Below are 22,567 nucleotides of genomic sequence, written 5' to 3'. Positions count from 1 at the left end.
TCGCGCGACGCCCGCCGGCTCGGCTCACTCGCCTGCCAGGTGCCTGCCCGCGAACTCCATCTCCAGTCTCAGCTGCTTGATCCGCTCGTCCACCACCAGTGAGCCGTGGCCGGCGTCGTAGCGGTACACCTCGTGGACCGCGCCGCGGGCCTCCAGGCGCTTGACGTAGTTGTCGATCTGGCGGATCGGGCAGCGGGGGTCGTTGACACCCGCGGAGATGTAGACCGGCGCCTTGACCTGGTCGACGTAGGTGAGCGGGGAGGACGCCTCGAAGCGCTCCGGGACCTCCTCCGGGGTGCCGCCCAGCAGCGTGCGGTCCATGGCCTTCAGGGACTCCATCTCGTCGTGGTACGCGGTGACGTAGTCCGCGACCGGCACGACCGCGATGCCCACCGCCCACGCCTCCGGCTGGGTGCCGACGCCGAGGAGGGTGAGGTAGCCGCCCCAGGAGCCGCCGGTGAGGACCATCCGCCGGGGGTCGGCGAGGCCGGAGCCGACCGCCCACTCGCGGACGGCGGCCACGTCCTCCAGCTCGATCAGGCCGACCCGGTGCTTCAGGGCGTCCGTCCAGGCGCGGCCGTAACCGGTGGAGCCTCGGTAGTTGACGCGGATCACCGCGTAGCCCCGGTCCACCCAGGCGGCCGGGCCGGCGGCGAAGGAGTCGCTGTCGTGCCAGGTCGGGCCGCCGTGCAGGTCGACGACCGTGGGGAGGGGGCCGGTGGCACCGGCGGGCTTCTGGATCAGGGCGTGGATGCGGCCGCCGGGGCCCTCCACCCACACGTCCTCGACGGGCACGGACGGCGGGCACTTCATGCCCGGCGGGTCCAGGACGACCTCGCCCGTGGTGGAGCGGACCGCGGGCGGCCGGGCGGCCGACGACCACAGGTACTCCACGCTGCCGTCGGGGCGGGCGGTCGCCCCGGAGACCGTGCCGGGCGGGGTGGGGATGCGGGTCAGCTCGCGCGCCGCCAGGTCGTAGCGGAACAGCTCGCTGCGGGCTTCGAAGCTGTGGGCGATGAGCAGGGCGCTGCCGTCCGGGTACCACTCGGCGGCGACGTCGCCGGGCAGGTCGAGGGCGAGGTCGCTCTCCTCGCCCGTCGCCACGTCCCACACCAGCGGTTCCCAGCGGCCCCGGCGCTGGTGCCCGATGAGGAGACGGGTGTCGCCGTCCACGGGTGCGAAGCCGAGGATCTCCAGGCCCAGCTCCTCGGTGCCGCCCTTGGTGTCGTCCAGCTCGGCGGCCGTCGTGCCGTCCGGGCGCAGCACGCGCAGGGCCGCGTGCATGGCGTCGCCGTGCTCGGTGTGCTCGATCGCGATCAGGGAGCCGTCGTAGGAGAGGTCTCCGACGCCCGCCGACTCACGGTGCCGGTAGATCTCGACCGGGTCCTCGCCCTCGCGCGCGAGATGGACGGTCGTGCCGTCCTCGTCCGTCGAGCGGCCCACCACCGCCGTGCGGCCGTCACGGGCGAGGCCCAGGCCGGCCGGGTAGGACGGCTCCAGACCGGGCACGGCGGCCTCGTCCGCCCCGCCCGCGAAGGGCTGGCGGCGCCAGACGCCGAACTCGTCGCCGTCCTTGTCGTCGAACCACCAGATCCACGCGCCGTCCGGGGAGAGCACTCCGTCCGTCGTGCCGTTCGGCCGGTCCGTCGCCCGGCGCTGCTCGCCCGTCGCCCGGTCCCAGGCGTACAGCTCGTACGTGCCCGTCGCGTTCGACACGAACAGGGAGCGGTCCGGCGCGTCCTCCGCCCAGTCGGGCAGCGAGACCCGCGGCGCCCGGAAGCGCTTCTCCCAGTCCGGCATGTCCGGTGTGTCCGGCGTCCTGCTGTCACTCATGGCCCCAGTCATGCGCCCATATTGCCTGGCCCCACCCACAAACCGCTGGCGCGTGCACCCAGCCTGTGGACAACTTCCCGACCGCCCCCACCGGCTCCGCACCCCACGCCCACGGACTGCGCACACACGGCCGAGCCGAACCCCCCGCCCGAACCCCCGGAACCGGCGCCGTACCGTGGAGGGCGTGTACCGGTTTCTGCTGACACCCCGCTGGTGGGGCATCAACGTCTTCGTGCTGCTCGCCATCCCGTTCTGCGTGTTCATGGGGTCGTGGCAGCTGAGCCGGTTCGAGGGGCGGGTGCAGGACCATCGCGCCGCGACCGAGCAGGCCGCCTCCGGCGGACACGAGGCGGCGCGCCCGCTGGCCGAGCTGCTGCCCGTCGACCAGAGCACCTCGGGACGCCGGGCCACCGCGAGCGGCCGGTACGGCAAGCAGCTGCTGGTACCGGGCCGGGAGCTGGACGGCAAGCAGGGCTTCTACGTGCTGACGCTGCTGCGCACCGACTCCGGCCGGACGCTGCCCGTGGTGCGGGGCTGGCTGCCCGGCAAGGCGGATCCGGCGAAGGCCCCGGCCGCGCCGGCCGGCGACGTCACCGTCACCGGCGCGCTGCAGGCCTCCGAGACCCCGGGGGACAACGGGGTCAGTGCCCAGGGCGGGCTGCCCGCCGGGCAGACGGCGGCCATCAGCGCGGCCTCACTGGTGAACCTGGTGCCGGACAAGCTCTACGACGCCTGGGTCACCCTCGACAAGGCCGACCCGGGGATGAAGGCCGTGCCCGCGACCGCGCCGGCCGGCACCGGTCTCGACCTGAAGGCGTTCCAGAACCTCGGCTACACCGGCGAGTGGTTCGTCTTCGCGGGCTTCGTGGTCTTCATGTGGTTCCGGCTGCTGCGCCGCGAGGTGGAGTTCCAGCGGGACGCGGCGCTCGGCCTGGTGCCGGAGGAGCCGGAGGAGTCCGAGGACACCTCCGCCCCGGCCGCCACCGTCTGACCGCGGCCCGCGGTCACGGATCCGGACCACGGCTCCTGGCTACGAGCCCGCGAGCACCTCGGTGTAGTACACCGTCCCGGCGCACGCGTTCGGCACGGTCGCCGCGACGGTGGGCGAGCCCCCCTGCGCGGTGTGGGTGACGAGGACGCTGCCGTCGGCCGTGGTGCCGTCCTCGGTGACGAGCTGGGTGGTGGTGCCGGAGGACGTGGTGCCGGTGTCCGTGCTGCCGGTGGCGCCGGCGTCCTGGCTGGGCGTCGGGTCGGGCGAGGGACCGCCGGTGTCCGAGCCGCCGGTGGTGGTGGAGCCTCCGGTGGTGGGGCAGGTCTCGGAGGGCACGAAGGCGAACTTCTCCTCGTAGGCCGCACCAGGCTGCAGGACCAGCGCCGCGACCTCCAGGGAGGGGTCGGGCAGGGCGGCCGCCGCGTCCCCGGCCACGTGCCGGGCGCTGAGGATCTTGGCGGGATCGGCGGCCCCCTGCGCCGAGACGCCGATCGAGCCCGGGCCGCCGACGGTGCAGCCGGCGGTGGAGATGTTGGTGACCCGGAAGGTGCCGTAGACGACGCCCGCGGAGTCGGGGGCGTCCACGGTCTGGGTGGCGGAGCCGAGCTGGGCCGCCGTGCACACCGGGGTGCCCGTGGCGAGGGTGGCGGACGGGTTGGCGCCGGTGGTCGACCCGGTGCCGTTGCCGCCGGTCCTGCCCGGTTCACCGCCCTTGCTGCTGTCCTTGCCGTGCCCGGGGGGTCTGCCGTGGGAGCCGTCGGCGCTGCTGGAGCCGCCGTCCGGGTCCTTGCCCTGGGTGGCGCCGCCCTGGGCCTGGGAGGTCTGCCCGGCCATGGCGGTGTTGGGGTCGGTGCCGGCGGAGTTCGAGACGTGGATCAGCGCGGGGATCGCCGTGCCCACGAACAGTGCGGCGGCCGCCATGCCGACGGCGGCCTGGCGCTTGCGGGCGCGCCGGGCGGGCACCGCCTTGCGCAGGTGGTCCAGCGTGCCGGTGCGCGGCTCCAGGTCGTCGACCGCGGAGTGCAGCAGCCGGCGCAGGTCCAGCTCGTCCGGGCCGGGCCCGTCCGGGCCCGGGCCGAGCCCCTCGGGGCCCTTTTCGTCGGGGCCGTGGTTCACAGTTCCGTTCCCAGCGTGCGATTGCGTGTGCTCTTGCTCGTGGTGCTTCGTGGGTTCGTGCCCGCAGGGCTCATGGCGTCCCTCGGGGCGGCCTTCACGGGAAGGACCTTCATGGGAATCGCCCCCTTCGGCGTGCTCGCTCATGCCGGTGTCTCCATGGCCACCCGCAGCGCGGCGATGCCCCGCGAGCCGTACGCCTTCACCGAGCCCAGCGAGATGCCGAGCGTCTCGGCGACCTGGGCCTCCGTCATGTCCGCGAAGTAGCGCAGGACGAGGACCTCGCGCTGGCGGCGCTGCAGGCCCTTCATCGCCTTGATGAGGTCGCGCCGCTCCAGCGAGTCGTAGGCACCCTCCTCCGCGCTCGCCATGTCCGGCATCGGCTTGGAGAGGAGCTTCAGGCCGAGGATGCGCCGGCGCAGGGCGGAGCGGGACAGGTTGACGACCGTCTGCCGCAGGTAGGCCAGGGTCTTCTCGGGGTCGCGGACGCGCTTGCGGGCCGAGTGGACACGGATGAAGGCCTCCTGCACGACGTCCTCGCAGGAGGCGGTGTCGTCGAGGAGGAGCGCGGCGAGGCCCAGCAGGGAGCGGTAGTGCGCCCGGTAGGTCTCGGTGAGGTGGTCGACGGTCGTGCCGGCGACCGCGGCGTCCGCGGTCGCGGTGCCGGCCGCCGTGTCGTCGGAGCCGTCACGCTGACTGGGTATGCGGGCGGGCCGCGCTGCGGGCATGGGCGCGATCACCGGCATGCCGCCGGGAATGCGCGGCCGGAGCGCCGCGCGGGGCGGCCGGAGCGCAGCGGTGCCGCGGGCCGCACTGAGTTCGAGTACCTCTGCCACGCCTGTTGGACACGTCTCCCCCCGCCAGGGTTGTACGTGCCGGGCGTCACATGTCCGACAACCGACGGTGTCCCAAGTGCCGTCATGCGCCCCGCTCTTCCCCTATATCCCATTTGAACGGGCGTCCCCACGCCCCGATCACGGCGTCCCCACGCCAGGATCCTCACGTCCCACGCCCCGCAAAGGTGACCGCAAAGACGCTCCCCGCCCTTCGCGTGGTTGCGAGGAGCGGGGAGGAAAATCCTCTGTTGCCGGGGAGCGCGGTTCAAGCGTTCTGGACCATGCTTCCCGCCACATTCTTACGTGGATACTACAAACGTCTTATCCGCGAGCGGGTGCCTCTCCCCTGAATTCCGCGGCGACCAGCTCGGCGATCTGCGCGGTGTTGAGCGCGGCGCCCTTGCGCAGGTTGTCACCGCAGACGAAGAGTTCGAGCGCGGTCGGGTCGTCGAGGGCCCGGCGGACCCGCCCGACCCAGGTCGGGTCGGTGCCCACCACGTCGGCGGGGGTGGGGAACTCACCGGCGGCGGGGTCGTCGTAGAGCACGACGCCGGGCGCGGTGGCGAGGATCTCGCGGGCGCCGTCGACGGTCACCTCGCCCTGGAAGCGGGCGTGGACGGTGAGCGAGTGCGTGGTGACCACCGGCACCCGGACACAGGTCACGGCGACCGGCAGCTGCGGCAGTCCGAGGATCTTGCGGGACTCGTCCCGCACCTTCATCTCCTCCGACGACCAGCCGTCCTCCCTCAGCGACCCGGCCCACGGGACGACGTTCAGCGCGACCGGCTCCGGGAAGGGCCCGGTGTCCTCCCCGACGGCCCGCCGTACGTCACCGGGCTTGGTCCCCAGCTCGGTCCCGGCGACCAGGGACAGCTGGGCCCGCAGCGCCTCCACCCCGGCCCGGCCCGCCCCGCTCACCGCCTGGTACGACGACACCACCAGCTCGCGCAGCCCGAACTCGGCGTGCAGCGCGCCCAGGGCGACGATCATCGACAGGGTCGTGCAGTTGGGGTTGGCGACGATCCCGCGCGGCCGGCTGCGCACCGCGTGCGGATTGACCTCGGGGACGACGAGGGGCACGTCCGGGTCCATCCGGAAGGCGCCGGAGTTGTCGACGACGACCGCACCGCGCGCGGCGGCGATCGGCGCCCACTCGGCGGAGATCTCGTCGGGCACGTCGAACATGGCGATGTCGACCCCGTCGAAGGCGTCCTCCGTCAGGGCCGCCACCTCGACCTCCTCCCCGCGCACGGCCAGCTTGCGGCCGGCCGAGCGCGGGGAGGCGATCAGACGGATCTCGCCCCAGACGTCCGCGCGCTGGGACAGGATCTGGAGCATGACCGCGCCGACGGCTCCGGTCGCACCCACGACCGCGAGCGTCGGCTTTCCGGTCGGCGCCATTACCGGCCCGTGCCTCCGTAGACGACGGCCTCGTCGGTGTCGGAGTCGAGACCGAAGGCGGTGTGCACGGCGCGCACGGCCTCCGGCACGTCGTCGGCACGGGTGACGACCGAGATACGGATCTCCGAGGTCGAGATCAGCTCGATGTTCACGCCGGCGTTGCTCAGCGCCTCGAAGAAGGAGGCCGTGACGCCCGGGTTGGTCTTCATGCCGGCGCCGACGAGGGAGATCTTGCCGATCTGGTCGTCGTAGCGCAGCGAGTCGAAGCCGATGCCCGCGCGGTTGCGCTCGAGCGCGTCGATGGCCTTGCGGCCCTCGGTCTTCGGCAGCGTGAAGGAGATGTCGGTCAGCCCGGTGGAGGCCGCCGACACGTTCTGCACGACCATGTCGATGTTGATCTCGGCATCGGCGATGGTCCGGAAGATCGCGGCAGCCTCACCCGGCTTGTCCGGCACACCGACGACCGTGATCTTGGCCTCGGAGGTGTCGTGCGCGACACCGGAGATGATGGCCTGCTCCACCTTCTTGTCCCCAATCGGCTCACTGCTGACCCACGTGCCCTGCAACCCGCTGAAGGAGGAGCGGACGTGGATCGGGATGTTGTAACGGCGGGCGTACTCCACACAGCGGTGGAGCAGCACCTTGGAGCCGGAGGCCGCGAGCTCCAGCATGTCCTCGAAGGAGATCCAGTCGATCTTCTTCGCCTTCTTCACCACACGCGGGTCGGCGGTGAACACGCCGTCGACGTCGGTGTAGATCTCGCAGACCTCGGCGTCGAGCGCGGCGGCCAGCGCCACGGCCGTGGTGTCGGACCCACCACGGCCCAGCGTGGTGATGTCCTTCTTGTCCTGGCTGACGCCCTGGAACCCGGCGACGATCGCGATGTTGCCCTTGTCCAGGGAGTCCCTGATACGGCCGGGCGTGACGTCGATGATCCGGGCTTTGTTGTGGACCGAGTCGGTGATGACGCCTGCCTGGCTGCCGGTGAACGACTGGGCCTCGTGGCCCAGGTTTTTGATCGCCATGGCCAGCAGGGCCATGGAGATACGCTCTCCGGCGGTCAGCAGCATGTCGAATTCGCGTCCGGCAGGCATCGGAGAAACCTGCTCGGCGAGATCGATCAGCTCGTCCGTCGTGTCGCCCATCGCGGAAACGACGACAACCACCTGGTTGCCGTTCTTCTTCGCTTCCACGATCCGCTTGGCGACGCGCTTGATGCCTTCGGCATCGGCTACGGAGGAGCCTCCGTACTTCTGCACGACAAGGCCCACGTGCGCTCCTCGCTCGGTTCGTTTGTGTCGGCTCAGTCTAACGAGCGCCCGAAATCCACCGTCCTGGTCCCGCATGGTGAGACGTCTGACGGTGGGAGATCGACGCGCTCGCGACCGGAACCTGCCCAGCGCACGACACGCCACGCGGAACGTGCCCCGGCTCACAGTGGGCCTGTGATTCAAGTTTCAAGCACCAGGGGGCCGCCGTCCGTCCCCGCCGACGCCTTGATCACGCCCGGACGGCGGCAGGAGACTGCCCAACCGTGACAAGCGACCTGCTGCCCGGCGCGATCGTGCTGCTCGGCTCGGCCGTGCAGTGGATCACCGGGATGGGGTTCGCGCTGGTCGCCGTCCCCGGGCTGGTGCTGCTGCTCGGGTCGGGCGACGGGGTCACGCTCGCCAACTGCGCCGCCGGCGCCGTCGGCGTGGTGGGCCTCGCCGGAGGATGACGGCGGGTGCGGCCGCGGGCGATGGTGCCGTTGTGCGTAGCAGCGGCGTGCACGGTGCCGGCCGGAGTCTGGATGACCCGCCAACTTCCCGATCCGGTCCTGCTGTTGGTCATGGGCGGCCTGGTCACGTGTGCCGTCCTGCTGGTCCTGCGGGGCACGCGGGGTGCAGTCGCGGCCCGCGCGGTGGCGGCTTCATGAACTCGGCGGCCGGCGGCGGGCCGCCCGTCTCCCTCTACGCGGTCAACGCGGGCTGGACCGTACGGGAGTTCGTGCCCAACGCGCAGTTCCACGGCGTCCTGGTCAACGCCTTCTCCGTGGCCGCCAACGGGACGCCCCGGCTGGGGACGGCCCAGTGGTGGGGCGCCGCCGTGGCCGCGATGACCACGGGGGCGCTGCTCGGCCGGGCGCTCGCCGGACGGGTCCCCGAACCGCGGGCGCGGCTGTTGGTGCTGCTGCTCGCGCTCGCGGGCGGGGCGACGACCCTGGCGAAGGGACTGTGGGGGCCGTGAGCGGGTCCGGGCGCGCTACTTGGCCGGGCGCATCCCCAGGGGACCGCCGATCTCCTCCGCCATGACCCTGCCCGCCTCGAACTCCAGGGTCTCGTCGCCCATGGCCTGGTCGGTGTCGAGGCCGTCGAGCTCTTCCAGGGGCTGGTTCAGGCGGACGTGCGCCACCAGGGACTGGAGGGCGCGGAGCGCTGCGGAGGCGGTGCCGCCCCAGTTCGAGAAGTAGGAGAACTGCCACCACCACAGGGCCTCCGTGGTTCGGCCCGAGCGGTAGTGGGCCATGCCGTGGCGGAGGTCGGTGACGACGTCGGCGAGGTCGTCGGAGATACGGGCCGGGACGGGAGCCGTCCGGGGCTCGTAGGGGTCGAAGACCTCGGAGTAGACGTCGATGGGGTCGAGGAGCCGGGCCAGGTTCTCGCGCAGTACGTCCACGTCCTGCTCGGGGCCGAGGTCGGGCTCGTAGCGCTCGTCGGGGACGATGTCCTCGTGCGCGCCGAGGCGGCCGCCGGCCAGGAGGAGCTGGGAGACCTCCAGAAGCAGGAAGGGGACGGCCGAGTCGGGTTCGTCGCCCTTCGCCACCTCTGTGACGGCCACCAGGAAGCTCTCGATCTGGTCCGCGATCTGGACCGCGAAGTCGTCCGGGTTCTGGCCGGTCGCGTGCAGCGTGGCGTCAGACATCTAGGAGTCGTCTCCCCTCGAAGGCGCGGCCGAGGGTGACCTCGTCCGCGTATTCCAGGTCGCCACCCACCGGGAGGCCGCTGGCCAGGCGGGTGACCTTGAGGCCCATGGGCTTGATCATGCGGGCGAGATACGTGGCCGTGGCCTCGCCTTCCAGATTCGGGTCCGTGGCCAGGATCAGCTCCGTGACCGTCCCGTCGGCCAACCGTGCGAGAAGTTCTCGTATACGCAGGTCGTCGGGGCCTACGCCCTCGATCGGGCTGATCGCGCCGCCGAGCACGTGGTAGCGGCCGCGGAACTCGCGGGTGCGCTCGATGGCGACGACGTCCTTGGGCTCCTCCACGACACAGATGACCGAGGGGTCGCGGCGAGGATCGCGGCAGATGTTGCACAGCTCCTCCTGTGCCACGTTGCCGCAGGTCGCGCAGAAGCGGACCTTCGCCTTCACCTCGAGGAGGGCCTGGGCGAGCCGACGGACGTCCGTCGGCTCCGCCTGCAGGATGTGGAAGGCGATCCGCTGCGCGCTCTTGGGACCGACGCCGGGCAGCCGACCCAGCTCGTCGATGAGGTCCTGAACCACGCCTTCGTACAACGGACTGCCCTTCCTGGAGTCTTTCAGTGCGTACGGTAGTTGGCCGCGCCCCGTCTTAGAAGGGCAGACCGGGGATGCCGCTGCCGCCGCCGAGGCCCTGCGCCAGGGGGCCCAGCTTCTGCTGCTGGAGCGTCTGCGCGTTCTCGTTGGCCGCCTGGACGGCCGCCACGATCAGGTCGGCGAGGGTCTCGGTGTCCTCCGGGTCCACCGCCTTCGGGTCGATCTTCAGGCCGCGCAGCTCGCCGGAACCGGTGACGGTGGCCCGTACCAGCCCGCCGCCCGCCTGCCCGTCGACCTCCGTGTTCGCCAGTTCCTCCTGCGCCCGCTGCAGGTCCTGCTGCATCTTCTGGGCCTGCTGGAGCAACTGCTGCATGTTCGGCTGGCCACCACCGGGGATCACGATCAGCTCCTGGTTCCTCGTTCGTCGCCTGCGGCGTCGTTTCTCCGTTGTGCACGAGCCTACGTGGTCTGCGCGGCCATCGCCCCGCCACTCTTTCGAGTGAGAGCAGTGGCAGTCGTATACCTGATCAAGGCCCTCTTCCGGGCGGAAAAGAGGGGAAAGCTCCGTCCCCGCCACCCGTTGGGCGGTAGGAAGGATGACGCGCGTCGGCTTGCAATGTCACGCAATGTGACGGGCCCTGTTCCAGTGTCGTGTTCAGTAGGGAGTGCCGGGTGGCTCAGCCGGAGATGCAGCCCGAGGGTCCGCCTCAGGACGGGTGGGGCGAGGGTGCGGCCGGGCCGCGGCCGGGCGATCTGACCGGGCGGTCGTTCCCGCTCGGGGACTGGGGGGAGCCCGCCGAGCGGCTCGACGAGCTGTACCGGTGGGTGGAGCGGGGAGCACTGCAGACGGCGTCCTGGTATCTCGCGGACCGGGTGTGGAAGCGGCGCGGGGCACGGGCGCTGCGGGCCGGGGCGGCGGCGGGGGCGGTGTGCGGGGCCGCGCTGCCGCTGCTGGACCTGACCGGGGTGGTCGGCGGGGTGGCGCCCTGGGGGTATCTGGCGCTGATGCTCGCGGTGGCGTGTGTCGCGGTAGACCGGTTCTTCGGGGTCACGTCGGGCTGGATAAGGGACGTGGCGACCGCGCAGGCTGTGCAGCGGCGGTTGCAGGTGTTGCAGTTCGACTGGGCGTCGGAGAGCGTGCGGGAGGTCCTGGGGCCGGCGGAGGGGACGGCCGGTGAGGCCGCCGAGCGGTGCCTGGCGGTTCTGCGCCGGTTCTCCGAGGACGTGATGGAGCTGGTGCGCACGGAGACGGCCGACTGGATGGTGGAGTTCCGCACGGGTTCGGCCCCGCTGGGCATCCAGGCGGCGGTGGCATCCGGGGCGCGGGTGGATCCGGGCAGCCCCGTGGGACGGTTTCCGCTGCCGCCGGCGAACGGGACGCGCCCGAACATGCCGAGGCAGCGTCCGCCGGAGCCCCGATAGGCACCCGCCCCTTCGGCCGGCCAGGCGCAGCTTCATGCCCTCCGGGGTCCAGCACCTGATCCCCGCCGACGATCCGGATCTCCCGGCCGACGTCCCCGCCGGACAGCAGCACGAGCAGCTCGAAGCGGTCGCCCCGGTTCAGCGGGACGCGCACGCGGTAGCCGACACTTCCCCACTGCCTTGAAGGCAAGGGGACGAACCGGACGCGTGGGCCGGAGTTCGCCCAACGTTCAACAGCCGCCGCAGGCAGGCGGGTTCACCTCACTGCTTGGTGTACGTCAGGCTCTCCCCGCCGCTCCTCTTCACCCGCTTCAGCCGCCCGTCCGGCAGCAGCGTGATCTCGGTGGCCTCGCCCGGCGAGCAGGAGGACAGCGGCTCACCGGAACTGACGCTCGACGGTCCGATCTCCAACGGCCCGTTGCCGCCCGGCTGTTCGCTGAGCTCCGCCTCGAACACGCAGTGGTACGTGCCGCCGCCCGCGGTGGGTCCGTCCGCGACGAGCGTGAGGACGGTGTCCCCCACCTTCCCCTGCTGGATGGTCAGTTGACGGGAGTTGGTGCCATTGGCGTTGTCGATCGTGGTCTGCCAGGTGCCGAGGTACCCGGCCGGGATCGCCCCGTCCGCCGGCGCGGAGGAGGACGGCGCCGAGGTCGTGGGGGTGGGCGCGGGCGAGGTGCCGCCCGGCGCGGTGGTGGTGACGGTGGGCCCCGGACTGACCGTCCCCCCGGCCTTGCCGTCGTCCCCGCCATGGTTCATCAGCGCGTACACCGACCCGCCCGCGCCCAGCGCCACGACCAGCGCGATCACGACGAGCAACGCGGTGGACCGCCCGTTCCGCCGCTCGGGCTCCTGCGGAACCCAGACCGGCGGCGGCCCGTACGGCGGGGTGGAACCGAGGCCGCCACCGCCGTAGGGGTTGTACGGCTGCTGCGGGTAGCCGTAGGCCGGGGCCTGGGACTGAGGATGCTGCTGGGGCTGCTGCGGATACCCGTACTGCCCCGGCGGGGCGTACGGCCCGGCCGCCGCACCGTAGCCGGGAGCGGCGGGAGGCGGTGCGGGCGGCGGGGTCTGCCCGGAAACCAGGGTCGGAAGATGATTGAGGGCCGCGCCGCTCCCCTTGGCCGGGGGCGCCGCGGAAACGTCATCAGCGGCGGAAGAGTGCTCGGGCGACCCGCCACCTCCCTGCTGCTGCACCCAGGCAGGAGCAGGCACCCCCGGCGCACCCGCACCCGCCGGCGGCGCTTCCGCCCCACCGGGGCCACCCGCACCCGACGACGGTTGCTGCACGGGTGGTGCGGGTGGGAACCCAGACCCGGCCGCAGGCCGGTTGGCCCCCGACGCACCCGCACCCGCACCCGGCATCGAATCGGACGCCGGATCCTCCGCGTCCAGCAGCTGCACCGCATGCCGCCCCAGCTGCGCCACCAACGCCCCCGGCAGCCAGGGATCCCGGGACCGCCCCCCGGACACCGTGTCCTCCGCCCCCGTCCGCTCCAGAATGCGATCCAGCGAAGGCCGGGCAGCGGGATCCTTCTTCAGACAGTCCCGCACCAGATCCGCGATCCCCTCCGGGACCCCCTCAAGATCCGGCTCCTCCTGGGCGATCCGGAACATCAGGGCGTGCACCCCGCTGTTGGCACCCCCGAAGGGCAGCACACCGGTGGCGGCGTAGGCGAGCACGGACCCCAGGCAGAAGACGTCGCACGCGGGCGTGATCCGGTCCCCCCGCACCTGCTCGGGCGCCATGAACCCGGGCGACCCGACCAGCGCCCCGGTACGGGTCAGCCCGTCCCCCGCCATGGTCTCCATCGCCCGCGCGATCCCGAAGTCGATCACCCGCGGCCCGTCGATGGTGACGAGCACGTTGGACGGCTTCAGATCCCGGTGCACGATCCCGGCCGCGTGGATGTCCTTGAGTGCGTGCGCGAGCCCCGCCGCGAGGATCCGTACCGACCGCTCGGGCAGCGCCCCGTGATCGCGTGAGACGACCTGCTGCAGGCTGGGCCCGGCGACGTACCCGGTGGCCACCCAGGGCACCGCGGCCTCGGTGTCCGCGTCCAGCACGGGCGCGGTCCAGTGCCCGCCGACCCGCCGCGCGGCCGTCACTTCCTGCCGGAACCGCGCCCGGAACTCCTCCTGCTCGGCCAGCTCCTCGCGCACCAGCTTCACGGCGACCGTACGGCCCCGGTCGGACCGGGCCAGGTACACATGCCCCATTCCGCCCGCGCCGAGCCGCGCGAGCAGCCGGTACGCCCCGATCCCCTGCGGATCCCCCGGTCCCAGCTTGTCCATCCCCGCGCCGCCTTCCCCCCATAGGTCTGCAACGGACCGAGAATAGTGCGGCCGCGCGGGGGGCCGCGCGGACCTGGGTCTACGGTTCCGTAACGGCGGTGCCGTCGCACGTCGACAACCTGTCGCGGAAAAGCCCCGCCCACGGAACAGGACGCCGATGTCGCGTCCGCATCCCGGACATTTACGCTCGCCCGCATGACCCCTCAGCTCAGCCCCGAAGCCGGCGCCGCGGTGAAGGCCGCGGACCGTGCGCATGTCTTCCACTCCTGGTCCGCCCAGGACCTCATCGACCCGCTCGCCGTCGCCGGCGCCGAGGGGTCCTACTTCTGGGACTACGACGGCAGGCGCTACCTGGACTTCACCAGCGGACTCGTCTTCACCAACATCGGCTACCAGCACCCCAAGGTCGTCGCCGCGATCCAGGAGCAGGCGGCGAAGATGACGACGTTCGCGCCCGCGTTCGCCGTCGAGGCGCGCTCGGAGGCGGCCCGGCTGATCGCCGAGCGGACCCCCGGCGACCTGGACAAGATCTTCTTCACCAACGGCGGCGCGGACGCCATCGAGCACGCCATTCGCATGTCCCGGCTGCACACGGGCCGCGCGAAGGTGCTCTCGGCGTACCGCTCGTACCACGGCGGCACCCAGCAGGCGATCAACGTCACCGGTGACCCGCGCCGCTGGGCCTCCGACAGCGCCAGTGCCGGTGTGGTGCACTTCTGGGCGCCCTTCCTCTACCGCTCCCGCTTCTACTCGGAGACCGAGGAGCAGGAGACCGCGCGGGCGCTGGAGCACCTGGAGACGACGATCGCCTTCGAGGGGCCGGGGACGGTCGCGGCGATCGTCCTGGAGACCGTGCCCGGCACCGCCGGGATCATGGTCCCGCCGCCCGGCTACCTGGCCGGGGTCCGGGAGATCTGTGACAAGTACGGGATCGTGTTCATCCTGGACGAGGTCATGGCCGGGTTCGGGCGGACCGGTGAGTGGTTCGCCGCGGACCTGTTCGGTGTCGTGCCGGACCTGATGACCTTCGCCAAGGGTGTGAACTCGGGTTACGTGCCCCTCGGCGGTGTGGCCATCTCCGAGAAGATCGCCGAGACCTTCGGCAAGCGGCCCTACCCGGGCGGTCTCACCTACTCCGGGCACCCGCTGGCCTGCGCCGCCGCCGTCGCCACGATCAACGTGATGGCGGAGGAGGGCGTCGTCGAGAACGCCGGGCGGCTCGGCGCGAGCGTCGTCGGACCCGCCCTGGCCGAGCTGGCCCAGCGGCACCCGAGCGTCGGCGAGGTCCGTGGCGTCGGCATGTTCTGGGCGCTGGACCTGGTGAAGAACCGGGAGACCCGGGAGCCGCTGGTGCCCTACAACGCGGCCGGCGAGGCGAACGCCCCCATGGCCGCGTTCGGTGCCGCCGCCAAGCAGCACGGACTGTGGCCCTTCATCAACATGAACCGGACGCACATCGTCCCGCCCTGCAACGTCTCCGAGGCCGAGCTGAAGGAGGGCCTGGCGGCTCTGGACGCGGCGCTGAGCGTCGCCGACGAGTACACGGCGTAACCGGACGGCAGCTGCCGCCGGGCCGATCCGAACGCGTAAGGTGACGTGCTCGTAAGAGATGACGAGCACCTACGAGTACGTCACCCATACGCGTGAGGAGAGGCCCGGACGATGCCCGGCAACGGCGCCGTGACGCGCAGCACCCTGCGCCAGCAGATCGCGGACGCGCTGCGTGACGAGGTGCTGGCGGGGCGGCTGCAGCCGGGCCGGGCGTTCACGGTCAAGGAGATCGCCGACCAGTACGGCGTCTCGGCGACCCCGGTCCGCGAGGCACTGGTCGACCTGTCCGCGCAGGGCATCCTGGAGGCCGACCAGCACCGCGGCTTCCGCGTCCCCGAGTACTCGCCCGCCGACTACCGGGGCATGATCGAGGCCCGCAGCCTGGTCACCGACGGCATGTTCCAGGCCCTCACCACCCACCCGGCCTTCACCGCCCCGGAGGACCCGCGGACGGCGGCGGCCCTGGCGGCGGTGCGCCGGCGCGGCGAGGAGGCCCAGCGGGCGGCGGCGGCCGGTGACCTCAGCGTGCTGATCGGCTACGACCTGCGTTTCTGGCGCGAGCTGAGCGGCCTGTTCGGCAACCCCTACCTGGCCGACTTCCTGCACCGCCTGCGGGTCCAGTCCTGGGTCTGCGCGGTCCAGCACCTGCGCCGCCTCCCCGACGTGCGCCACCACCTGTGGGCCGGCCACACCGAGCTGGTCGACGCCCTGGCCCGCCGCGACGCCGAGGCGGCCCGCGCCATCGTGGCCGCGGCCAACGCCCACTCCCTCGCGCTCGTCGAGCGCCTGGCCGAGCAGCCCTGATCAGCTGCGTCACGCGCCGTGCGAACACCCCGGACAGAGAGTGGAAGTCACACCGGGGGGCCTCGACATGCCCCGTAGCGATTACGCTTCCTGAACGCCCTGCCCGCGGAGTGCGGCCTCTGATCGACCCACACTAGGAGCTGTCCTTTGGCCTGTGACCTGTGGCTGGTCCCGCTCGTCGACGTGTTGTGCCACACCCCGGACAACCCGTTCGCCGAGGAACTCGCGCACTACAACGACGCGCTGGCCGCGGCCGGTCTCCCGCCGGTGCCGGTGTACCAGTACATGCCGGGCCTGTCCGGCGAGGTGGCCCCGGTGGCCGGCTTCGACTACGACGCGCTGCACTTCCTGCGCCGGGCCTACCTGCTCCAGGTGTGCGGGCTGCCCGTGACCCCGGTGGACGAACTGGGCGGTGACTACGAGCAGTTGCTGGAGATGTTCGAGTCGACGGCCCAGCAGTCCCACCTGGTGTGGCACTACGACCACGCGGGCGCCTACGTCCCGGTCGACTTCCCGCACCCGCTGTCCAGCGACGAACTCCTCGCCGGCGGCGGCCCCCTGGGCTCCTCCCAGTCCCTGCTGAGGGAACTGGAACTGGTGGCCCCGTCGATCGGCATCGACCCGGCCAACCCGCCGGCTGCCCCGGCACCGCCGGCCGCCCCCACCGAACTGGAGGAGCCCGCGGTACCGGCGCCCTACGACCCCAGCCCCTTCGCGCGCGAGCGGCATGTGTGGCTCGGCCTGCACGCGGCGGCGACGCGGTCCCTGGCACAGGGGTCCATGATCGTGTTCAGCTGACGCGGCCGACGACGCCGACGTCGTCGACCGAGTCCTGGAGAGCCGTGCGCAGCAACAGGGTGTGCACGAGCCGGCCGGGCGCGGTGGGCGGATAGCGCCAGGCCAGCGGCCAGGTCATGCCCTCCAGCGCGGGCACCGGGATGTAGCAGACCCGGTACGGGCCACTCGTCAGCCGGGTCACCTCCTCCGGCCAGCTGTGGTGGGCGGTGCTGCCGGCGGCGACGAGGAAGTAGACGCAGCGCCGCCCGCTTCCGGACTCCACCACGGGCCCCGGATCACCCCCGGTCATCCGCGCGAGCCGGTCGGCGACCGCCCGCCCGTGGTCCCCGTCGAGCCGTACGGCGTCGAATTGGACCCCCGCCTTGCGGAGTTGAATGCCGGTGGCGGGAATCCATTCCAGGGCGGGGTGACTTTGCGTATTCATGCGACCAGTGTCAGTGGCGGCCGCTACCTTCATCCATGACTCTCCGTCGACCATTCGGAACGGTCGGGAGTCGACGCGGAGTATCGATGACCGGTTGAGTTCGGTTGAGTCCGGGGGTGACCGCACATGGCGCGGGCTGAGAACAAGGTGGAGGCAGGCGGCACGGCACATCTCGTGGCCGCCCTCGCGAAAGCACTGCGCGAGCAGCAGAAGCTGACACAGGACGAGTTGGGCAAGCGGATCGGCTACACCGGCTCCGCAATCAGCGCGATGGAGACTTGTGCGCAGCCCGCGAGCGACAAGATGCTGGTGGCACTGGAGGAGCAGATCGGGGGCGGACTCGGGGTCTTCGAGAAGGCGCGGAAGTTCATGCTGCTCGACAAGTACCCGCCGCAGTTCAAGAACTTCGCGCTGATGGAGGCGGAGGCGGTGACGCTGTCGTCGTATCAGACGTACCAGGTCGCAGGTCTCTTCCAGACTCCGGAGTACGCGAGGGCTCTGATCGGCGGTGGGTTTCCCAAGCTCGCCGACTCGAAGGTGGACGAGCTGGTGGAGGCGCGGGTCGCCCGACGGGCCCTGTTCTACAGGGACCCTCCGGCCATGATCGAGCTGATTCTCGACGAGTCCGCACTACGGCGACCGTTCGGCAGCCAGGAGGTCCTACACGGACAATTGCAGTCGCTGGCAGAGGACGCAGAGAGGGACAATGTCAGCATCCAAGTCGTCCCGATGGACCGAGGGTTGCGGGGAGGTCACGCGGGAGCCCACGGCGACATGGTGCTGGTGGAGACCAAGGAACACCATCGCGTGGTCTACCTGGAAGTCGAGGAAGAAAGCCTCCTGGTCAGCGACCCCACAAAGGTCGCGCTCCTCAACCACCGGTATGCAAAGATCCGCACACAGGCTCTGAGCCCGGACGACTCGCTAAGCCTCATCCGGAAGTTGGCAGGAGAAGAGCGGACATGACGAGCACCTTGCAGTGGTTCAAGTCGAGCTACAGCAATGCCAGCGGCGGCGACTGCGTCGAAGTAGCCACCTGCCCCCACACCATCCACATCCGCGACTCCAAGAACCCCACCGGCCCCAGGCTGTCGGTCTCCCCCACAGCCTGGGCCGGCTTCCTAAGTCACTCGCAGGGGTCAGCCGCAGGCTCCGCCGACTCAGGCGTACCCGGCGTCGTCTGACTGAGCTTGGCGGCGAGCGCGTCCGCCTTCTGGCCCGCCAGCTCGTCGCGGAGCCCGAAGTTGGGGTCGGCCGACGGGAGGGCGGACTCCTCGGCAGAGGCCCCGCTCTGGGTCTCGCCCTCGAACTCGCCCTGCCCCAGCACCTCGTGGTCGTAAGGGATCGTGGAGGACTCGCCCCCCAGGCCCCGCCACTCGCCGGGGATCGGTTCGTCCCCGGCCGGGCAGCGCGGTGCCTGCCACTGCAGGGCCATGACGTAGGTGTGGCCGGGCTCGATGCGGGGCTCGTGCGCCCCGGACATCTCCACGCGCCCGCCGTCCTCGGCCTGGTGCCAGCCGAAGGCGTCCCACTGGAACGTCGAGGGTGCCGCGTGGGCGGGCTTGTCCTTGGACCAGAGCACCTTGTCGACGCGCAGGGTGACCTTGCGCATGATCGGGCCCGATTCGCCCTCGGGGTTGTCGGGGTCACCGGTGTCCGGCTCGACGGCCCGGTCGTCGACGGCGGTGACGACGACGGCGTGGTCCGCGTAGGTCACCCAGTCCCGGGCGGTCCTGGAGGGGTAGCGGTCGTTGCCCTCGGCGAGGATGACCCCCTGGTCCTCGGCCCGGTCGTGGCCGGCGGACCCGCCGTGGGTCGCGGCGACCACGGACAGCGCGGTCACGGCGAGTGCGGCGGTGGTACCGACGGCGATGCCTGTCCTTCTGTTCATCCTGGCCCCCGTCAGTACGTGTTGTTGATGTTGCGCACCTGGTTGCTGCCGAGCCCTTCCGAGCCGACGGACTTCTTCATGCAGCCCAGGCGGGAGTCCTGCATGCCCACGACGGGAGAGGCGTCCTCACCGTGGACGAAGCCGACGGCATGCCCGGTCTCGTGGCAGACCAGACCGGAGGACCAGTGGCCCGGCTCGATCTTCACGTACTGCTGGTCGCACTTGTAGACACCCGGGGCGGGGTTCTCGCAGTAGGTGAAGCCGTTGTCGCTGCCGGAGACCGTTCCCTCGCTGTAGTAGATGTCCGTCTCGGCGTCACCGGACCAGGACGGCGTGGAGTCGTAGCTGACCGAGAGGTCGGTGGGCGCGTACTCGTTGTTCAGCACGGACCTGACGGCGGCCTTGTCGTCGGACTCCAGCGCGTTGCTGCCGCCGGAGTCCATGTAGTACGTGAGGGTGGCGTTGTCGGTCTGGCAGAGGATGCCCTTGCGGCACGGGACGTCGTAGTGGCTGGTCGGGATCATGTTGTCGACGGACCGCGCCGCTTCGGCGTCGGCGTCGTCGGCGGGGCTGGAGGGAGCCGTGGCGAACAGGGCTCCTACGGCGAAGGCGATCACGCCGGCCGCCCGGCCGGCATGGCGCATCGTGGCACGCGTCAATGTTTCCCCCGTTGGAAGTTGCCAGGTGCATGCCCATTAGGCAGCGCCGGCCCGGCTTCCGCAAGCAACATTCACATGCGGAACATCAGGAACTCGAACTCGCCCACGGGTACGGGCACTTGGTGGTCTCGGAGGCGGGCAGAGCCTTCTTGATGCGGGCTCGCTCCAGCCGCAGCTGATCGCCCCGGAAGACACCCGGTTCCAGGCTGTCGCGCTCGGGAACGGCGATGAGCAGATGCTGCCCGGGCTTCACCTGCCGCGGCGTGTCCGTCGCGCCCGGGTCGACGACATCGAGGGTGATCCGCCGCTCCCCCCGGACCGGTTTGAGCCATTCCGTGGCCTCCACCGTCACCGAGATGCGGCCCTTGTGACGGGCGGACGGGCTCACCGAGGCCACGTCGCCGACGACCATCGTCGTCGAGCAGGCGACCCACTCGGCGGCGGTCTGGCCGCGGTCCCCCTCGGCGGGCCCTTCGCCGCCGCAGGCGGAGAGGGCGAGGGTTCCGACGGCCAGACCGATGACGACGGTTCGGATCCGGATCACTGGACAGGTCTCCTTCGTGGTGTGCGCTGAACGCCTTCAGCACGGAACACCACTACGACGCCGCCCAGGGATCGGACGTTCATCTCAGAACACCGGGGTTCCGGCCTGCGTCAGCTTCCAGTTGGTGACCGCGAAGTCCGCCGGGTCGAGCGCCTTCTTCGCCGTCACGTAGTCGATCATCAGCTGACGGATCTCGTTGGTGGAGCTGTAGGCGATCGGCGCCGTGGCGATGTGCGGGTAGCCGGAACCGCCGTTCGCCCGGTAGTTGTTGACCGCGACGACGAAGACCTGGTCGTCGGCGACCGGGGCCCCGTTGTAGGTGAGGTTCTTGATCCGGGAGCCCTCGGCCTGCGCGATGTCGATCTCGTAGTCGACGCCCGCCGCCGTGTCGTACATGTAGTCCCAGAACTTGTTGGCGTTGGTGAGGGTCGCGGTGTCGACCTTCGTGCCGGCCGGGACCTGGTAGTAGTACTTCGCCCCGAACTCCAGGTAGTCCCTGAGCTGGGCACCCGTCAGCTTCTTGCCGTACAGGGTGTTGTCGTAGATGTAGAGCCCGGCGATGTCCTTGATCGTGACGCTGCCCTGCGGGATGTCGGCCGTGCGGCTGAAGGGCGCGGCGACCGAGATCAGCGGGAGCGCCGCGTCCGACGCCGAGAGCCCGGCCTTCACCGTCTCCATCTGGACCTTGTGGATGAAGTCCATGATCGGCACGTCCTTCCAGCAGGACTCGGCCGCGGAGAGGTCCTGCGTGCAGGTGCCGACCGTCGTGTTCACGTACTTCACGACCAGCTCGTGGTCGGCCTCCAGGAGCTTCTTGATCTCCGGGTCCTCGTCCACGTCCTTCGGGTTGAGGGTCTGCGCCGTCTTGCCCGTCACCTTCCACTGGCCGTGGTGGAGTTCGAGTTCGAAGTCGAAGACGCTCAGGCGGTAGCCCCAGCAGTACGGCTCGGAGAGGAGGACCTCCTCGCCGGTCTCCGCGTTCTTCACCGTGTACGAGGGCACCTCGACGTGCGTGTGGCCCACCAGGATCGCGTCGATGCCCGGCACCTGCTCGGCCACCAGGTTCGAGGCGTTCTCGACGTACGGGAGCGAGTCGCCCCAGGACGAGGAGCCGTCCAGGCCCGAGTGGTCCGTCAGGAACACCACGTCACAGCCGAGCGCACGCATCCGCGGCACGTACTTCTTCGCCTGCTCGACCAGGCCCGGGAACACCATCCTGCCGCTGACGTTGTCCTTGTCCCACAGCGCGATACCGGGGTTGGTGAGGCCCAGGATGCCGACCTTGATGTCGGGGGCGCCCGGCACACAGATCCGCTTCACGGTGTACGGCTGGAAGGCGGGGCGCAGCGTCTTCGCGTCCAGCGCGTTGGCGCCGAGCAGCGGGAAGTGACACTGGCTCTCGAACTTGCGCAGCGTGTCGATGCCGTAGTTGAACTCGTGGTTGCCGAGGGCGGCGGCGTCGTAGCGCATGTGGTTCATGGCGACGGCCATCGGGTGCTTGGGGCCGCGCTTGCCGTCGGTGCCGGTGATCGGGTCGACACGGGCGAAGTAGTAGGCCAGGGAGGTGCCCTGGATGATGTCGCCGGCGTCGACCAGGAGGGTGCGGTGCTCGCCCTTCGCCTCCCGCTGCTGCTTGATGAGGGTGGCCACCCGGGCGACACCCACGGAGTTGCCCGCCTTGTCGGTGTAGGCGGCGTCCTTGTAGTAGTCCCAGTCGAAGACGTGGCTGTGCAGGTCGGTGGTGCCCAGGATGGAGAACGACCAGGTGCGGGGCGTCTTTTCGGGCTGCAGCCCGGCCGCCTGGGCGGGCGCCGCGGCGACGGTCCCCGTGGCGGCGACCGCCGCACCGGTGACGGCCGACTTCTTCACGAAATCCCGGCGGTTCATGGGGCTGAGGGGCATGAGGAGGCTCCTGGAGGAGGGCTGGAGTGGAGGAGGTACGGGTACGCGCGCCGCGCGGGGGCTACCCGCGTAGATGCTTTCGGCACCCTCACGTCCGGAGAACCAGAAACAGGTCATGTCCCGGTCATTTTCTGGAGTGGTTGACCAATGAACGGTCTACTTCTGTCGATGACGCGGCAAAGTTCGTGCGGAGAAACCGCTCCCCCTGCTCGACGCCGCGATCACCCGGGTCCCGGCGGGCGTGAAGATCCTGGAGTACAAGGCCGTCAGCGGCAACGGCACCGAGGGGCACGCGATGGGCGTCTCCCTCACCGGTGCCGACGCCGGCGAGATCGAGCGGGCCCGCGACCACGCGGGCCGCCCGGTCCGGGTGCGGCCGCACCGCGTGACGGACGTCTACTACCTTGCCCGTATCAAGGTGACCGACACCGTCCACGGCGACCTGGACGGCTGCCGCTACCGGTACCGCCAGGGCACCACCGAGTACCACCAGGACCTGCCCTGCGTCACCCGTATCCGGCTGGGCACACCGCTCAGGCTGCGGGACTGACAGCAGGCCGGACCTGGACGCGGCGGCCCGGAGCCAGGGGCTCGCCGTGGCCGGGTCAAT

Annotated in this window: 23 protein-coding genes and 1 pseudogene; 10 read left to right on the top strand and 14 right to left on the bottom strand. The window is 71.0% G+C overall.

What is annotated here, in order from left to right:
* Positions 1-24: 24 nt before the first annotated feature.
* Complete coding sequence (locus FB157_RS41895) at positions 25-1,833, bottom strand: prolyl oligopeptidase family serine peptidase (RefSeq protein WP_145886300.1); 1,809 nt, start codon at positions 1,831-1,833, stop codon at positions 25-27.
* A gap of 184 nt (positions 1,834-2,017) precedes the next feature.
* On the opposite strand from FB157_RS41895, the gene FB157_RS41890 reads away from it, so the two are divergent.
* Positions 2,018-2,824, top strand: coding sequence for an SURF1 family protein (locus FB157_RS41890; RefSeq protein WP_315903870.1), 807 nt, complete (start codon positions 2,018-2,020; stop codon positions 2,822-2,824).
* Positions 2,825-2,863: 39 nt separating this feature from the next.
* Here the strand turns inward: FB157_RS41890 and FB157_RS41885 are convergent, their stop codons facing one another.
* From FB157_RS41885 to FB157_RS41870, 4 genes are all read right to left on the bottom strand, one after another.
* Positions 2,864-3,940 carry a hypothetical protein gene (locus tag FB157_RS41885; protein ID WP_145886296.1) on the bottom strand — a complete coding sequence of 359 codons (1,077 nt, stop codon included), beginning with the start codon at positions 3,938-3,940 and terminating at the stop codon, positions 2,864-2,866.
* A 140-nt stretch (positions 3,941-4,080) separates the two neighbouring features.
* A complete protein-coding gene (locus FB157_RS41880; protein WP_145886294.1) occupies positions 4,081-4,773 on the bottom strand; it encodes a SigE family RNA polymerase sigma factor in 693 nt (230 codons plus the stop codon).
* A 321-nt stretch (positions 4,774-5,094) separates the two neighbouring features.
* Positions 5,095-6,174, bottom strand: a complete 1,080-nt coding sequence (locus FB157_RS41875; RefSeq protein WP_145886292.1) for an aspartate-semialdehyde dehydrogenase — start codon at positions 6,172-6,174, stop codon at positions 5,095-5,097.
* The gene (locus FB157_RS41870) at positions 6,174-7,445 is read right to left on the bottom strand and encodes an aspartate kinase (RefSeq protein ID WP_145886290.1); all 1,272 of its coding nucleotides are present in this window, start codon (positions 7,443-7,445) and stop codon (positions 6,174-6,176) included. Before FB157_RS41870 ends, FB157_RS41875 begins: the two co-directional genes overlap by 1 nt.
* A gap of 329 nt (positions 7,446-7,774) precedes the next feature.
* Between FB157_RS41870 and FB157_RS41860 the strand changes: the two are divergent.
* Positions 7,775-8,403, top strand: a pseudogene (locus FB157_RS41860) (TSUP family transporter).
* Between the two features lie 15 nt (positions 8,404-8,418).
* On the opposite strand, the gene FB157_RS41855 reads toward FB157_RS41860, so the two are convergent.
* The 3 genes from FB157_RS41855 to FB157_RS41845 are packed head-to-tail and all read right to left on the bottom strand — an operon-like array spanning position 8,419 to position 10,070.
* Entirely contained in the window at positions 8,419-9,078 is a 660-nt protein-coding gene (locus FB157_RS41855) for a DUF5063 domain-containing protein (protein WP_145886286.1), read from the bottom strand.
* Positions 9,071-9,670, bottom strand: a complete 600-nt coding sequence (gene recR, locus FB157_RS41850; protein WP_053664569.1) for a recombination mediator RecR — start codon at positions 9,668-9,670, stop codon at positions 9,071-9,073. The genes FB157_RS41855 and recR overlap by 8 nt, the downstream gene beginning before the upstream one ends.
* 55 nt (positions 9,671-9,725) lie before the next feature.
* Positions 9,726-10,070 (bottom strand): YbaB/EbfC family nucleoid-associated protein, encoded by a 345-nt coding sequence (locus tag FB157_RS41845; RefSeq protein ID WP_145886284.1) that lies wholly within the window; start codon positions 10,068-10,070, stop codon positions 9,726-9,728.
* Positions 10,071-10,342: 272 nt separating this feature from the next.
* Here FB157_RS41845 and FB157_RS41840 point away from each other — a divergent pair, with 272 nt between their 5' ends.
* On the top strand, positions 10,343-11,092 hold the full coding sequence (locus tag FB157_RS41840; RefSeq protein ID WP_145886282.1) for an SLATT domain-containing protein: 750 nt from the start codon (positions 10,343-10,345) through the stop codon (positions 11,090-11,092).
* A 34-nt stretch (positions 11,093-11,126) separates the two neighbouring features.
* Positions 11,127-11,276, top strand: coding sequence for a hypothetical protein (locus FB157_RS47780; RefSeq protein ID WP_186581925.1), 150 nt, complete (start codon positions 11,127-11,129; stop codon positions 11,274-11,276).
* A 77-nt stretch (positions 11,277-11,353) separates the two neighbouring features.
* Here FB157_RS47780 and FB157_RS41835 read toward each other — a convergent pair whose 3' ends face one another.
* Positions 11,354-13,384, bottom strand: a complete 2,031-nt coding sequence (locus FB157_RS41835) for a serine/threonine-protein kinase (protein ID WP_145886280.1) — start codon at positions 13,382-13,384, stop codon at positions 11,354-11,356.
* Between the two features lie 195 nt (positions 13,385-13,579).
* Here FB157_RS41835 and FB157_RS41830 point away from each other — a divergent pair, with 195 nt between their 5' ends.
* The 3 genes from FB157_RS41830 (at position 13,580) to FB157_RS41820 (ending at position 16,537) form a co-directional block, all read left to right on the top strand.
* Positions 13,580-14,935 (top strand): aspartate aminotransferase family protein, encoded by a 1,356-nt coding sequence (locus tag FB157_RS41830; protein ID WP_145886278.1) that lies wholly within the window; start codon positions 13,580-13,582, stop codon positions 14,933-14,935.
* A 111-nt stretch (positions 14,936-15,046) separates the two neighbouring features.
* A complete protein-coding gene (locus FB157_RS41825; protein ID WP_145886276.1) occupies positions 15,047-15,739 on the top strand; it encodes a GntR family transcriptional regulator in 693 nt (230 codons plus the stop codon).
* A gap of 147 nt (positions 15,740-15,886) precedes the next feature.
* Positions 15,887-16,537, top strand: coding sequence for a hypothetical protein (locus tag FB157_RS41820; protein ID WP_145886274.1), 651 nt, complete (start codon positions 15,887-15,889; stop codon positions 16,535-16,537).
* Here the strand turns inward: FB157_RS41820 and FB157_RS41815 are convergent.
* Positions 16,530-16,961 carry a hypothetical protein gene (locus FB157_RS41815; RefSeq protein WP_145886272.1) on the bottom strand — a complete coding sequence of 144 codons (432 nt, stop codon included), beginning with the start codon at positions 16,959-16,961 and terminating at the stop codon, positions 16,530-16,532. The two genes, FB157_RS41820 and FB157_RS41815, sit on opposite strands and share 8 nt — an antisense overlap.
* Before the next feature lie 126 nt (positions 16,962-17,087).
* On the opposite strand from FB157_RS41815, the gene FB157_RS41810 reads away from it, so the two are divergent.
* Both FB157_RS41810 and FB157_RS41805 read left to right on the top strand, forming a co-directional pair.
* Positions 17,088-17,927: a helix-turn-helix transcriptional regulator gene (locus FB157_RS41810; protein WP_145886270.1), complete on the top strand. Its 840-nt coding sequence runs from the start codon at positions 17,088-17,090 to the stop codon at positions 17,925-17,927.
* The gene (locus FB157_RS41805; RefSeq protein ID WP_145886268.1) at positions 17,924-18,145 is read left to right on the top strand and encodes a DUF397 domain-containing protein; all 222 of its coding nucleotides are present in this window, start codon (positions 17,924-17,926) and stop codon (positions 18,143-18,145) included. Before FB157_RS41810 ends, FB157_RS41805 begins: the two co-directional genes overlap by 4 nt.
* Here the strand turns inward: FB157_RS41805 and FB157_RS41800 are convergent.
* The 4 genes from FB157_RS41800 to FB157_RS41785 form a co-directional block, all read right to left on the bottom strand.
* Positions 18,088-18,852 carry a hypothetical protein gene (locus FB157_RS41800; RefSeq protein WP_145886266.1) on the bottom strand — a complete coding sequence of 255 codons (765 nt, stop codon included), beginning with the start codon at positions 18,850-18,852 and terminating at the stop codon, positions 18,088-18,090. The genes FB157_RS41805 and FB157_RS41800 overlap by 58 nt on opposite strands.
* 11 nt (positions 18,853-18,863) lie before the next feature.
* Positions 18,864-19,511: a hypothetical protein gene (locus tag FB157_RS41795; protein WP_145886264.1), complete on the bottom strand. Its 648-nt coding sequence runs from the start codon at positions 19,509-19,511 to the stop codon at positions 18,864-18,866.
* A gap of 85 nt (positions 19,512-19,596) precedes the next feature.
* On the bottom strand, positions 19,597-20,055 hold the full coding sequence (locus FB157_RS41790; RefSeq protein WP_145886262.1) for a hypothetical protein: 459 nt from the start codon (positions 20,053-20,055) through the stop codon (positions 19,597-19,599).
* 84 nt (positions 20,056-20,139) lie between these two features.
* The gene (locus tag FB157_RS41785) at positions 20,140-21,957 is read right to left on the bottom strand and encodes a bifunctional UDP-sugar hydrolase/5'-nucleotidase (protein ID WP_145886260.1); all 1,818 of its coding nucleotides are present in this window, start codon (positions 21,955-21,957) and stop codon (positions 20,140-20,142) included.
* 241 nt (positions 21,958-22,198) lie between these two features.
* Here FB157_RS41785 and FB157_RS41780 point away from each other — a divergent pair, with 241 nt between their 5' ends.
* On the top strand, positions 22,199-22,507 hold the full coding sequence (locus FB157_RS41780) for a hypothetical protein (protein WP_145886258.1): 309 nt from the start codon (positions 22,199-22,201) through the stop codon (positions 22,505-22,507).
* Positions 22,508-22,567 lie beyond the last annotated feature (60 nt).

Origin of the sequence: Streptomyces sp. BK340 (assembly GCF_007827595.1) — a bacterium.
Classification (GTDB): domain Bacteria; phylum Actinomycetota; class Actinomycetes; order Streptomycetales; family Streptomycetaceae; genus Streptomyces.
The sequence above is the reverse complement of the archived record's forward strand: the minus strand, read 5'-3'. Positions and strand labels throughout refer to the sequence as shown.

What these genes read in the sequence shown, in the direction of transcription:
- FB157_RS41785 (WP_145886260.1), bottom strand. Translation starts at nt 21,957, where the DNA reads ATGCCCCTCAGCCCCATGAACCGCCGGGATTTCGTGAAGAAGTCGGCC.
- FB157_RS41825 (WP_145886276.1), top strand. Translation starts at nt 15,047, where the DNA reads ATGCCCGGCAACGGCGCCGTGACGCGCAGCACCCTGCGCCAGCAGATC.
- FB157_RS41855 (WP_145886286.1), bottom strand. Translation starts at nt 9,078, where the DNA reads ATGTCTGACGCCACGCTGCACGCGACCGGCCAGAACCCGGACGACTTC.
- FB157_RS41835 (WP_145886280.1), bottom strand. Translation starts at nt 13,384, where the DNA reads ATGGACAAGCTGGGACCGGGGGATCCGCAGGGGATCGGGGCGTACCGG.
- FB157_RS41830 (WP_145886278.1), top strand. Translation starts at nt 13,580, where the DNA reads ATGACCCCTCAGCTCAGCCCCGAAGCCGGCGCCGCGGTGAAGGCCGCG.
- FB157_RS41895 (WP_145886300.1), bottom strand. Translation starts at nt 1,833, where the DNA reads ATGAGTGACAGCAGGACGCCGGACACACCGGACATGCCGGACTGGGAG.
- FB157_RS41805 (WP_145886268.1), top strand. Translation starts at nt 17,924, where the DNA reads ATGACGAGCACCTTGCAGTGGTTCAAGTCGAGCTACAGCAATGCCAGC.
- FB157_RS41810 (WP_145886270.1), top strand. Translation starts at nt 17,088, where the DNA reads ATGGCGCGGGCTGAGAACAAGGTGGAGGCAGGCGGCACGGCACATCTC.
- FB157_RS41800 (WP_145886266.1), bottom strand. Translation starts at nt 18,852, where the DNA reads ATGAACAGAAGGACAGGCATCGCCGTCGGTACCACCGCCGCACTCGCC.
- FB157_RS41875 (WP_145886292.1), bottom strand. Translation starts at nt 6,174, where the DNA reads ATGGCGCCGACCGGAAAGCCGACGCTCGCGGTCGTGGGTGCGACCGGA.
- FB157_RS47780 (WP_186581925.1), top strand. Translation starts at nt 11,127, where the DNA reads ATGCCCTCCGGGGTCCAGCACCTGATCCCCGCCGACGATCCGGATCTC.
- FB157_RS41815 (WP_145886272.1), bottom strand. Translation starts at nt 16,961, where the DNA reads ATGAATACGCAAAGTCACCCCGCCCTGGAATGGATTCCCGCCACCGGC.